Annotated in this window: 10 protein-coding genes; 4 read left to right on the top strand and 6 right to left on the bottom strand. The window is 53.5% G+C overall.

Features of this window, described 5'->3' with window-relative positions; genetic code table 11:
- Positions 1–2: 2 nt before the first annotated feature.
- The 4 genes from bcsB to bcsR are packed head-to-tail and all read right to left on the bottom strand — an operon-like array spanning position 3 to position 5,896.
- On the bottom strand, positions 3–2,342 hold the full coding sequence (gene bcsB / locus AC1DUO_RS00690) for a cellulose biosynthesis cyclic di-GMP-binding regulatory protein BcsB (protein ID WP_448311518.1): 2,340 nt from the start codon (positions 2,340–2,342) through the stop codon (positions 3–5).
- On the bottom strand, positions 2,339–4,954 hold the full coding sequence (bcsA, locus tag AC1DUO_RS00695) for a UDP-forming cellulose synthase catalytic subunit (RefSeq protein WP_477986182.1): 2,616 nt from the start codon (positions 4,952–4,954) through the stop codon (positions 2,339–2,341). Before bcsA ends, bcsB begins: the two co-directional genes overlap by 4 nt.
- On the bottom strand, positions 4,951–5,694 hold the full coding sequence (gene bcsQ, locus AC1DUO_RS00700) for a cellulose biosynthesis protein BcsQ (protein ID WP_477986184.1): 744 nt from the start codon (positions 5,692–5,694) through the stop codon (positions 4,951–4,953). Before bcsQ ends, bcsA begins: the two co-directional genes overlap by 4 nt.
- Before the next feature lies 1 nt (position 5,695).
- Complete coding sequence (bcsR, locus tag AC1DUO_RS00705; RefSeq protein ID WP_013575462.1) at positions 5,696–5,896, bottom strand: cellulose biosynthesis protein BcsR; 201 nt, start codon at positions 5,894–5,896, stop codon at positions 5,696–5,698.
- 202 nt (positions 5,897–6,098) lie between these two features.
- On the opposite strand from bcsR, the gene bcsE reads away from it, so the two are divergent.
- The 3 genes from bcsE to bcsG are packed head-to-tail and all read left to right on the top strand — an operon-like array spanning position 6,099 to position 9,579.
- Positions 6,099–7,697: a cellulose biosynthesis protein BcsE gene (gene bcsE / locus AC1DUO_RS00710; protein WP_379670819.1), complete on the top strand. Its 1,599-nt coding sequence runs from the start codon at positions 6,099–6,101 to the stop codon at positions 7,695–7,697.
- 5 nt (positions 7,698–7,702) lie between these two features.
- Positions 7,703–7,936 carry a cellulose biosynthesis protein BcsF gene (bcsF, locus tag AC1DUO_RS00715; RefSeq protein ID WP_013575460.1) on the top strand — a complete coding sequence of 78 codons (234 nt, stop codon included), beginning with the start codon at positions 7,703–7,705 and terminating at the stop codon, positions 7,934–7,936.
- Positions 7,933–9,579, top strand: coding sequence for a cellulose biosynthesis protein BcsG (gene bcsG, locus AC1DUO_RS00720; protein ID WP_013575459.1), 1,647 nt, complete (start codon positions 7,933–7,935; stop codon positions 9,577–9,579). The genes bcsF and bcsG overlap by 4 nt, the downstream gene beginning before the upstream one ends.
- A gap of 174 nt (positions 9,580–9,753) precedes the next feature.
- Here bcsG and AC1DUO_RS00725 read toward each other — a convergent pair whose 3' ends face one another.
- Positions 9,754–10,452 (bottom strand): FadR/GntR family transcriptional regulator, encoded by a 699-nt coding sequence (locus AC1DUO_RS00725; protein ID WP_013575458.1) that lies wholly within the window; start codon positions 10,450–10,452, stop codon positions 9,754–9,756.
- 205 nt (positions 10,453–10,657) lie between these two features.
- Between AC1DUO_RS00725 and uxuA the strand changes: the two genes are divergently transcribed.
- Positions 10,658–11,842 (top strand): mannonate dehydratase, encoded by a 1,185-nt coding sequence (gene uxuA, locus AC1DUO_RS00730; protein ID WP_013575457.1) that lies wholly within the window; start codon positions 10,658–10,660, stop codon positions 11,840–11,842.
- 185 nt (positions 11,843–12,027) lie between these two features.
- Here uxuA and araC read toward each other — a convergent pair whose 3' ends face one another.
- Positions 12,028–12,963, bottom strand: coding sequence for an arabinose operon transcriptional regulator AraC (araC, locus tag AC1DUO_RS00735; protein ID WP_013575456.1), 936 nt, complete (start codon positions 12,961–12,963; stop codon positions 12,028–12,030).
- Between the last annotated feature and the right edge of the window lie 40 nt (positions 12,964–13,003).

Genomic DNA, 13,003 nt, shown 5'->3' on the forward strand with positions numbered 1-13,003 from the left:
ACTTATTCCTGGTCATCATCAGACAGACGACGACGGGCCAGAGAACGCAAACCGGTCCACAACAGGATTGCTGCCAGAATCACCACGATCACCGCCATAACCGCCAGCAATACCGGATGGTTCGCCAGGGCGTTCCATACCCGCTCCCACCACGGCAAATGGCCAGCATAATAGGTATCGCCGACTTTCAGGCTGCTGACGCCGGAATCACGCACCACCGCCACCGAGCCAAAGACCTGCGCCCTCTGTTTGCTATCCTGCATCGACTTGTTCAGCATTTCGAAGCCCTGCTGACCGTTTGCCATCAGCGCGACCACGCTGCGCTGATCAAAGTACGGCGACTGTAACCCGACAACCGCCGCAATCGGGCCTTGCGCACTGATTTGCGCGCTGGCATCCACCCGCGCATCGCTGGCCGGTGCCGTGTTATCCGGTAACGACGTCTGGCGGACTGGCGTATTCACCGCATCGCGCGCTGCCTCGATCAGTAAGCTGGCCTTTTTCTCATCGCGCATGCTGTCGTCACGCAAATCCGCAGGCAGATTGCCGATCACCAGCAGATCAGCGTCGGTGGATTTTGCTTTTGCCGCATCTTCGGTCAGCCCCACGCCAAGCGCCGGATAACCGGTGAGTGCGCCAATATTGCCCATCGTATCAAGCAGCGTGGTTAACTGAACCGGTTGCGGTTGCGGCTGAACCACAAGCAACGTCTGGGATAAATCCGCCAGGCGGCTGAACGGGAAACCGGCGTTGGCGAAGGCGCGCAAGTCAGGCATCGCCATGAAATGGCGGTAACCGGAGAAGTCGATAGTGGAGCTGTCATCTATCACCACATGATTTGGCACGGTGTTATAGGTTTCACAGCGCCCTTCGGTGCCGCTCGCCAGCAGCGAGGTGTAGTCAAAATCGAAGCGCATCTGGTTAACCGCACCCAGTTTCAGCGCGGGAATATTCAGGTCTTTGCTGCCATCCAGCAGCCCCTGTAACAGGGACAGATGCAGTAATTGTGAATCCTCATCGTGTCCGGTTTTCAGGGTCAGATCCTGCACAAACTGGTTATTCAGGCTGATGCTCAGGCGAGAAGTGTTTTTCAGCTGTGGCGAGGTATAACGGTACTTCAGCCGCATATCGATACCGGAGCTGTTAATCAGGAACAGATCCGGCGGCAGATTAATGTTGAGCGTGATCGGATTCGGCTGGATGCCGTCAGACTGTAACTGTTCCGCATACTGTTTCAGTTCGCCAAAATTCATCGGGCGATCGGTACGCACCCAGTTTGGCGCGTCATACGGCTGGCGTGGCTGGATCCTGTCCACTTTATCGACGCCGATCGTTTCGCCACGAAACAGGATATTCCCCTGCGCAATGCCTTTTACTGCCGTCAGTAAGTCCTGATCATCACGACCGAGGATCAGCAGCATTTTGATGTACGGATTATCCGGGCGGCTGATCATCTGCACCACCGGCCCTTTCACCGGCGGCAATTCGTTGAGGAAATCAGGGCGTTTGCCATTGGTTGCAAACACCACCGCGTGGCTGTCCGGCAACTGGTTATACAACGTCGGGAAGGATTGCCCGCGCCACTGGGCTTTGGTACCGAACCAGGAGGCCAGAATCGCCGCTGCCTGTTGCTGGCCGGCATCCGGAGACGTGGCAAAGACCATCGGCAGGCTCAGCGGACGACTGTCGCGCGCATCAAAGAACGGTACCGGGAAATGTGCCAGATCGTTGCTCAGCGGCAGTTTCTGATATTGCAGGCTAAGCGAACTGCCCTTGCCGATTTCCAGCCACAGGGTGGTGTTCGCCGGGTTTTCACAGACGTTCTGGTAGTGACCAATAAACTCCAGACGGATGCGGTTGAAGTCGGTGACATAACGCGGGTCAATGGTCATCTGCAGGTGATTTTTCTTGCCGAGCTGGTCTTTATCAATCACTTCAACGCCCATCAGTTGGTCGTTGAGATACACCTTAAGATGCGACTGAACCGGGATCAGCGATGGCGACGGCGTGAACTCGAGATTCAGTGTGGCCTGTGTCACCACTTCGTCACTGCGCACACCGAACTCAATCTGTCCGTTCGGCTGAATACCGCGCAAGGTGATGGCACCCGGCCGCGGTGCCACATCGGCAAAAGGTAATGTCACGCTGCGCACCGGCGCACCCGGAATAATCATCGGGTTTACCGCAGGCGCCACCATCGGCAGGGTCACTTCAGGCGCAGGCGTGGCGTTGCCCGGTACAACCGGTGCAGGCGTCTGTTCACTGAAGGCCGGAGCCACAGAACCCAACGCCAATGTCATCAAGGCAGATGCCATAAAAGTGGTTAACGGAAGTCTTTTCATTGTTTTGTCATCATCAGGTTGTATTCATCAGGCTGAACGGCAAGCGGCGGATTACGCGGAGCGAAAGACAGCAGCCAGCGGCCAAACGTTCGGGTTCCGGACGCCAGCGGACGGTAGCGTTGCGGGGCGATGTCCAGCATCCGCAGATAGCCACGGATCCCCAACCCCAGCACCTCACGCAGGCTTTCCATCGGTTTGTCTTCAGGGAAGTTGTCTTCGCGTAATACCCAACTGTCGGCCCGGGCAAACGTACATTGGATGAAATCGATATGTTGTTGGGTGGTTAATGGCAGTAACTGCATGCCGATGCTTTCACCAAACACGCGGCTGATCTGCATCGGGAAGGTATATTCCTGTTGTCCACGGTGAAGCAGTAACGTGACGTTGTCACCGGCATGAAACTGGCTTGCGCTCTGGGTTTCCAGTCCGACACCGTTGTCGGAGTAGTCCTGAATGGTGCAGACATAAATGTGTCCGTCGGGTTTTAACAGTGACGCGGGCATTCTGGCTTCTACACGATGTGCCTGACGCACCTGTTTGGATTCGAACGCCACGGCAATCGCCCCGCCCAGAATAATCATGTTGTAAATCACCCACGCCATACTCACCAGCACCGTCAGGATTTCATCCGGGCGGCCATAAACAATGCGGTAAGCACCGAAGAATAAACCGGCCAGATTGAGCAACATCAGGATCTGATACGGGCGGCTGATTTTCCAGTCAACGTAAGCGTGCTTATTCAGGCCGCCTTTGGCCGTGACGTTGAAAGCCCCGGCATGCGGATTAAACAACGCCACGGTGGTTGGCCTGGCGATATACCAGGCCAGCACGGTTTCGTAGATTTCATTCCAGAACGAATGGCGGTATTTGCCCTGTACGCGGGAATTGGTCAGGCTGGCATGGATCATGTGCGGCAAGACATACAGTGCGATGGCAACGGCCGGTGCATAAATGATGTAAGCATGCAGCAGCAGAAACGCCAGGGGCGCTGTGAGGAAGATCAGGCGCGGAATACCGGCCAGAAAATGCAACATGGCGTTGGCGTAACACAACCGTTGCGCCAGCTTCAGCCCTTTACCAAACATCGGATTGTCGAGGCGGAATATCTGTACCATGCCGCGCGCCCAGCGGATCCGCTGGCTGATGTGAGCAGAGAGGCTTTCTGTCGCCAGCCCCGCCGCCTGCGGAATACGAATATACGCCGACGTGTAACCGTGGCGGTGCATCCGCAGAGACGTGTGCGCATCTTCAGTGACCGTTTCTACGGCGATACCGCCGATTTCATCAAGCACATCGCGGCGCAATACGGCGCAGGATCCACAGAAGAAACTGGCATCCCACAGGTCGTTGCCGTCCTGCACCAGTCCGTAAAACAGTTCGCCTTCGTTTGGCGTGCGGCGCATACGGCCCAGATTACGTTCGAACGGATCGGGCGAGAAAAAGTGGTGCGGCGTTTGCAACATGCTGAGTTTTTTATCTTTAAAGAACCAGCCGACCGTCAGTTGCAGGAAAGAACGGGTCGGCACGTGGTCGCAGTCAAAAATCGCCACAAGCTGGCTTTTCGCCTGTTTCAGTGCGTTATTGATGTTGCCCGCTTTGGCATTTTCACGCGTTTCACGGGCGATGTATTTCACACCAATTTCATGGGCAAAATCGGCGAATTCCTGCCGGTTGCCGTCATCAAGCAGATAAATGGTCAGTTTGTCCCGGGGCCAGTCGAGACCCAGCGCGGCGTACAGCGTCGGTTTCACGACGCTGAGATCTTCGTTATACGTCGGGATCAGCAGATCCACCGTCGGCCACGTCGAGACATCCGCAGGCATCGGCACCGGTTTACGGTTGAGCGGCCAGAGGGTCTGGATATAGCCCAGCACCAGCACCGTCCAGGAATAGGTTTCGGCACCTAACAGAAGCAGGCCGCAAATCAGACTCAGCGGATCTTCCCAGTTCAGCGTTGAGGTGTAGCGCCACCATAAATAACGGCAGGAAATGGTCAGCGACAACACGATCATCATCAGCGCCGGGAAGCGGCCCGGAATACGGCGAATAATCATCGCAATGCTCCACAGCAGCACCACGAAGACGAACTGTGCGATGTAACTAAAAGGCTGAGAAATACAGAACATCGCCAGGGTGAGCGCCACCAGTGCGGTCATCCAGACCAGAATACGTTTACCGAGACGGCTCATTTTGCCGATACGGCGCGTGACCTTAATTTCCAGCGGACTGTGTGTGACCTGTTCAGGCAATAATTCGAGCCACAAATGGACTTTTTTGCGCAACTGCTGTGGCCAGCGGGTGTGAATCACACGTCCGCGCCGGCTTTCAGCAGGCAGGATGATCAGCAACCACAGGCTTTGCACGATATAGCGCAGCGGATCGGCCAGACGCGGGCGCGACGGCGAAATCTGCGGATACCAGCGGGTGCGTTGTGCTTTAACACGCTGCCAGACTGGGGATTCAAAACGCAAAAACAGCCAGCTAAGCGCCACGCAGAAAATCATTACGCCAGCGGCGGTCCGTGAGGAGTGGCTGGCGCGATAGTACCGGTAGCGGTTTTGTAATTCGAAAACTACCGGCGGCACCAGAAACAGGTTGAGCACGCGGTTCATTTTTCCGGACTCCACCCCATTGTCTGGCTATGCACATCCCCTGAATGGCGCAAATGCAGCAGGAACCAGTTCGCCAGCGTGTTAATTTCGCGACTGATTTTACTGTTACTATTCCATTCCCCTGCCGGTTGTTTCGCCGCCAGTGACTCCGCCATGGCTTCGTCGCGGTGTAAAATCACCGGAATCAAAACGGGTAAAGTTTCCTGCCATAACAGCAAAATATCCTGCTGTAACTGACTGGAAGGAATGAACTGATTGAGCAGATAGCGCCCGTTGGCTGGCAGCACATACTGATGTAAACGGGTGTGTGACTGGGTATCGGCGTGGAGAAGCACTACCGTACTGTCGGCAATTTTTTGCGCGGTAAGCGGATCGGCTGCCGGAGAGTCGATCAGGATCCAGTCATATACGCCGGTATTTTTAAGCTGAGTGATCGCCTTTTGCCAGTCAAAATCCGGCTGACTGGCGTCGCCGGTCGTGGCATGCCCGTAAGGCAGGAAATCAAGATGAGAGTGGTAACGCAGTGCGGAGTTTTGCCACGGCTCTCCTGTATTGTGCGCATAGCGCCATCCGCGAGCCTGAGCGAAAGGCATACCAAAGTGCAATCGCAGTAAGTTTTCCGGTGAAAAGTCGATGACCAGAACCTTTTCATTTAATTGCGCAAGACCCCAGGCCAGCGCAGCCGTGACTGAAGTGGTGCCCGTACCGCCACGAATTCCCTGTAAGGCAATGACAGCCATATTATTTTTTCTCCGCGCCGCGTTCACCGTATTGCGCCAGCTCAGCCAGTAGCGGCCAGCGGGACATTAGTTGCGGAATCTTTTCTTTACGGGCTATATCGACATAATTTAATTCTGACAAAGAAAAAAGGTGACTCAGTGCAAAGAAATCATCATCTTTCGTCGGTTCGGATTCCTCCGGGTCTACAATATTGGCTCCCACCGATTCTTTCTCCCCGCTTCAATCTAAATACTGATACCACGACAGCCAAAATGCGCTTACCTGTCTGGGCTTTTTAGTATCAAACATTATTGTGAAGTATTATGATTATTTAATGTAGCAATGATAGAATTTATTATACTCACATTTCTCAGTGTGTCCCAAGCAGACTTTTAATCAAAAACGATACAAGCAGATTAACTATATGGCACTCTCCTTTTCATTGGGCATGAAGCAATTCTGGAATGGATTAGCCCGGATGCAGGCTCAGGGGCTTTACTGGGTTAACACCGAAAGTCAGGAAGCCGCTTATCATCTTTGCGGACAAACGGTTGAGGCTCAGCAAGGTGAAGTTCCGGTCAACGTTTTTTTCCCACAGCACAATTTAATTTGCACTGCACAAGAAAACAGGCTATCTGACGATGATATCCTTCTCACTTATTTAAAAAAATATCAGAAAAAAACGTTTTATTACCTGTTAGCGAATGGGAAGAAAGCATTTCTCTCTCTTGCAGCGGATATTAATCGTTTGCCTGCTCACTCAGCCTCATTAATGATTCTATTACTTCCGGTCAGTACCTGGCAGGCAGTAAATGATAAACAATGGGTCCGCTGGCTGAGTGAAATGAGCGCATGTGTCAATAATAAAGGTGCAACTATCCTTATTATCTGCTATGGAGCCGGTATTAATGCGGTTAAAACTCAGCTTCATTTATACCATCGCAATATATGCGGTCTTGCGGATTTGAAAACAGATGTTGAACCGAACCAGTGGGGCGTTTCCTGGTGGCATGACAATTTGGGGGCAGAAGCTAATACGCTTTATCCACTGACGCGCCGCCTGACCGGCTGGGAAATTCAAAAGAACGCCTCTGCCGCTGTTTCCGAACAAACCGGCGATGATCAGTGGATGCTGCTGGCCGAACGCTCAGTGCTTGAAGGCGCACCTGCACTTTCAGAACGCTGGTTCCTGTTCGATGATAATGAGGCGCTGAGCGAGCGCGCGGCACATGCGCGATCGGCGACGGTCATTTTCGCCCTCACCGGTAATGACGAAGTGGAAGTGCTGGCCCGTCAGGTTCATCGTTTACGCATGCAGCGTGGCAATGGTTTAAAAATTGTCGTGCGCGAAATGAATTCTTCTTTGCGCTATGTCGATCAGCGTCTGCTCCAGGCCTGTGGTGCGAATCTGGTTGTGCCACAAGCAGCGCGCCTCTCCAACTTTCTGACCTTGCTCGATGACCTGCAAAATCTCACTTATACCCGCCATGTGCCGGATGATATCGGGCTGCTGCTCGACAGCCGCCTGCCCACGCATCATAAGGGTTATCTGCCACTGCCGGTTTTCTGCGAAGTCATGCACGATATCTGGAATCACGCCGCGCTGGCGACGGAATCCCGGGGCATTTTAATTTCGCTGCGCCCTGCCGCCGGGATCAGCCCGCAGCAGGCGATGTCTTTGTGTTCGCTGCGCCGCGACGGCGATATTCTGACCGTTACCGGACGTCATCTGTATCTTTTCCTGTCGAACTGTCAGGTCAGCGACGTCGAAAATGTGCTGGCGTTTCTGTTTAATCTGCCGGTCAAAGAAGTGTTCACCAGCCAGACGTTCTGGAGTCAGGAGCTGGATATCCGCACGGAAGTTTTGCGTCTGGCCGCCAGGCCGCCGATGGCAAATCCGGTGTCTGAAGCGCAGCCTTTTGTGGCGCATAAAACTGAACCTTTAAAACGTGCCCAGGTTCATCAGCCCGTTCCCATCACGCTGGCCGTGAGCGATACGCCAGTTATTCAGGCGCAGGAGTAAAAGAGATGGATATTCAGGATATTATCGAAATCTTTATTCTGGCGGCGGTGATTTTTATCCCGCTGGGATATGCCCTGCGTAGCCGTTTGCCGCGCTGGAAAAACCGCTTTGCGACGCGATTTCTGTCGCCGCGTTATTTAACCCCCATGACCATCAGCAGCATCAATAAGAACCGCAAACGCTCCGCTACTTTGCCTGAAACTTCTGCGGCTACAGGAAAATCCAAAACTTCACTATGAACGAATCGCAATCTTCTTCGCCGCGTTTGCGGATCTGGCAATCCTGGCGCGGCCTCGGTGCCTGGAACTATTATTTTTTACTCAAATTTGTTCTGCTTTCACAGGGTTATCTGAATTTTGATGCCCTGAGCAATGTCGTCTTTGCCGCCGTGTTGCTATTCCCGTTACGTTCGCTGCGCCTGCACCGCTGGAGACAGTGGATTGCCCTGCCTTTCGGGCTGGCGTTGCTGTATCACGATACCTGGCTGCCCGGCTGGCGTTCAATTGTCAATCAGGGGGCGGACGTAGCAGGCTTCAGTTTCAGTTATCTGCTCGAACTGGCCGATCGCTTTATCAACTGGCAGTGGATTGCCATCGGTTTCGCTTTGCTGGTCGGTTATCTGTTTATATCCCAGTGGATCCGGCTGACCACGTTTACCGTCATTGCGCTGCTGTGGCTTAACCTCAGCGGGCTGATCACACCGTTTTTCGCACATTCGCCGCCACCGGCTATCGCCCAAAATGCCGTAACGACACCAGTGACCGTTGCGCCATCAGCCACTGATAACACCGTGAACGGCCCGCCAACCAATGCCAACCTGAACGCTTATTTAGAGCAGTTCTACCAAAACGAACGGCGTAAGGCGACGAAGTTCCCCGACGCACTTCCTGCCGATGCACAGCCGTTTGACCTGCTGGTGATCAACATCTGTTCGCTGGCCTGGTCAGATCTGGACGCCGTGAATCTTTCGAATTCACCGCTGTGGTCGCGTTTTGATTTTGTGTTCAGCAATTTCAATTCAGCCACAGCCTACAGCGGCCCGGCATCCATCCGTCTGCTGCGCGCCAGTTGCGGTCAGACATCGCATCATGATTTGTATCAGCCTGCCGGTCAGCAGTGTTATCTGTTTGACGATCTCGCGCGTCTGGGCTTCACGCCTCAGCTGGCAATGGACCATACGGGTGTGTTCGGTAATTACATCGGTAACCTGCGTGATGATGCTGACATGAAAGTTCCGCTGATGTCCCAGGCCGGTCTGGGTTATGAGCTGACGTCCTTTGATGGCTCACCGATTTTCAACGACGGACAACTGTTCTCCCGCTGGCTGGAGAATCAGGAGAAAGCCGGTACCGCACGCACCGCAACCTTCTTTAACCTGATTCCGCTGCATGACGGCAACCGTTACGTGGGCAGCAATAAGGGCGCTGATTATCATAACCGTGCGCAAACTCTGCTGAATCAGCTGAATATCTTTATGGATCAGCTGGATAAATCCGGCCGCAAAGTGATGCTGGTGGTGGTGCCTGAACACGGCGCCGCGCTGGTGGGCGACAAGATGCAAATCTCGGGTCTGCGTGATATCCCGAGTCCGGGCATTACCCACATTCCTGTCGGGGTGAAATTCTTTGGGATGCAGGCACCGCACGCGCCATCACCAATGAAAATTGACGGCCAGAGCAGCTATCAGGCGATTTCAGAAATGGTCGCCCGCGCAGTCGATGGCAAAGTGTTTACCAGCCCGACGATGGACTGGAAAACCTTCGGTTCGAACCTGCCACAAACGCCGCTGGTATCTGAAAATGAGAACTCAGTGGTGATGGAATATCAGGGGAAAATCTATATTCGCCTGAATGGCGGGGGATGGGTGCCGTATCCGAGCTGAATGAAACCGGTAAGCAAGGTTTTGGTTTGCTCCTCCCCCTGCGAAGGGGGAGGACGGGAGGGGGTTTTAAGGGCTAGAACCGGGTAAGAGTAAACCTCAGGTTTAGATTTTGACCTTAATACCCCACCCCAACCCTCCCCTTCGCAGGGGAGGGAGTTGTCCGTCTTTCTGCATTTATTCCGCAAATAACTGGTCATACACATGCTGTAAATGCCGGCTCATTCTTGCCTTCGCCCCTGCGCCATCCTGCGCCAGAATCGCGTCTAAAATCCCCTGATGATCGGCATTCATTTCACGGGCAAAATCCACTTCGGTGTAATGACTCTCCAGACGCATAAACCGACGTGAACGACGTTTATCCCACAAATATCCCATCATATCGTGCAGCACTTCGTTGCCGGTCATTTCGCTGATCATCATATGGAAACGGCGGTCAGCTTCGAGAAAAGCGTCGTTATTAGCATTCAGTTCGTTTAATTCCCGGGCGATAGCTCTCAGTTTTTCACGCTGTTCGTCGGTGCCGTTAATCGCCGCCAGTTCTGCTGTCATAGATTCATAAACCTGACGCGCTTTCACCAGCGATTGCAGGCTGAATTCCTCTTCGGTACTTACCGTTTGCACCGCAGGTGTGGCCTGCGGCAACGGGTCGCTGACGTACACGCCGTTGCCGGTACGGATTTCCACCCAGCCGGTGATCTCCAGCGCAATCAATGCCTCACGGATAGATGAACGACTGACGCCAAGTTGTTTAGACAAATCCCGTTCAGACGGGATCATCGCGCCCGGGGCAAACTGTCCGGTATTAATGCAGTTAATCAATACATTAGAAATCTGGCGATACAGCCGTTCAACTTTAAGGGTGGGTAATGCCATTATTTTCTCCGTGTTCATGCTGAATCCCAGATCTGTTATCCCGGTCACATTAATGTTCGGTTTGATGCTGAATCATATGTCGGTCTGATGGCCTGACCAGCAGACCACCTGACCACCTGACCAGACCGCGCATTAAGATTGAACTTATCACCGGCCCTGCGTCAACTACATTCAGACAGTCAGTTAACAATTTTAAGGAAAACACATGGAACAGACATGGCGTTGGTACGGCCCGAACGATCCGGTTTCACTTGATGATGTGCGTCAGGCTGGCGCAACCGGCGTGGTTACCGCCCTGCACCATATTCCTAACGGTGAAGTCTGGCCGGTAGAAGAGATAAAGAAACGTAAGGCGATAATTGAAGCCAAAGGTCTGGTGTGGTCCGTAGTGGAAAGCATTCCGGTGCATGAGGAAATCAAAACCCGCAGCGGAGATGTTGAAAAGCACATTGCTAACTATCAGCAATCTATCCGTAATCTGGCGGAATGCGGCATCTATACGGTCTGCTATAACTTCATGCCGGTTCTCGACTGGACACGCACGGACCTCGGCTATCTGCTGCCGGACGGTTCACGCGCCCTGCGCTTTGACCATATCGCATTTGCGGCCTTTGAATTGCATCTGCTGAAACGCGAAGGCGCGACGTCTTATTACAGCGCGGATGAGCAAAAACAGGCAGCCGAATACTTTGCGGCGATGACGCAGGCGGAGAAAGATCAGCTGGTGTCTAACATCATTGCCGGTTTACCGGGTGCGGAAGAAGGCTACACGCTGGATCAGTTCCGTGCGCGTCTGGCGACTTACGACGGTATCGACAAAGCCAAACTGCGCGAAAACATGGCGCATTTCCTGCGCAGCATTGTGCCGGTTGCCGAGCAATGCGGTTTAAGTCTGGCAGTTCACCCGGACGATCCACCGCGCCCTATTCTCGGCCTGCCGCGTATTATCTCCACCATTGAAGATATGCAGTGGTTGAAAGAAACGGTCGACAGTATCCACAACGGTTTTTGCTTCTGCACCGGTTCTTACGGCGTGCGTGAAGATAATGACCTGGTGAAAATGATGACCACTTACGCCGACCGCGTGCACTTCATCCATCTGCGCGCCACCCAGCGCGAAGACGTGCCGGAAAGCTTCCATGAAGCCGATCATTTAGATGGTGATGTGGATATGGTGGCGGTTATCAAAGCGATTCTGACGGAAGAACAAACACGTCGCCGCGCTGGCAATCTGCGCGCTATCCCGATGCGTCCGGATCACGGCCATCAGATGCTGGATGATTTGCATAAGAAAACCAATCCGGGGTATTCGGCGATTGGACGTCTGCGGGGACTGGCAGAACTGCGGGGTGTGGAGCGGGCTTTGAAACAGAGTTTTTTTAATCAATAATTTTGCACCTCCCCCTGCGAAGGGGGAGGACGGGAGGGGGTTTTAAAGGCTAACACCTATACCAAAGCAAACTTCAACTTATTTATTTGACCTTAATACCCCACCCCAACCCTCCCCTTCGCAGGGGAGGGAGCAGTTCAGTGCTTTGACTTTCCCCTGCTATGGGAGAAGAGCAAGGCAAAAACTCAAAAATGATACGCCACGGCATTTTCATGCTCAGGCCACGGATGTGATTTATACGGCTTGGCCGGATAGTTAATCTCCACACTCCGGCGGCGGAAATCACTCGGGCTGACCCCCACCCGTTTACGGAAGACTCGCGAGAAATACAACTGATCGTCATACCCCACCACACGACCAATCGTCGCGATGGATTCCTGCGTCGTCTGTAATAAAAGTTTGGCGCGGATCACCCGCTGATCTTCGCGCCAGCGCAGGATGTTGATCCCGACCTGTTCGCGGAATAAATGCGCCAGCCGCGATGGTGAGAGGCAAACATGGCGCGCGACTTCATCGATACGCAGCTCACCCGCCAGATTGCCGGTAATAAACTGGCAGGCTTCGATGACACGTGGGTCCATGATTTTCTGCGGACTCTGCGGATCTTCTTCCATGGCTCGCAGCAACAGACGTTCCAGCAGATTCATCCCCAGCTCTTCGCAAAAACGTCGCCCCGATTTTTGCGTTTGTTCGATGTTGGCAAACAGACGGTCAAATTCCAGCAACAAGGTATTATTCGGTAAAGAAAGACGCCCGACATCGCGGGTTTTGGTGTGCCATTCCAGCCAGTCTGCCCAGTAGGCGCGCGGGCGGAAATACACCCAGCGATGATACCAGGAGTCGGCGTTGGCAGAACGACTGTAAAGATGGCGGGCTTTCGGTGGGAATAACAGCAGATCACCGGGATTGCAGTAGAACGTGTCTTCGCCGTCGAAGACTTTACCCTGCCCCTTCACCGTCAAATTAAGAATGTAGCCTTTCATTCCACCCGGACGGTCGATGGCGAAATCCAGTGGCCCGTCAGCAAGGATAGGTGTCATACCGGCGACCAGATAGGCATTGAAACTGTAACCCGGTAACAGCGGATTTTGCTGCTGATCCTGAATCATACGGTGATACATCGAACCTCCTGAAACTTCACTGGACTATGGACTTTTCATC

This window comes from Rahnella sp. P4_A8, assembly GCF_056402435.1.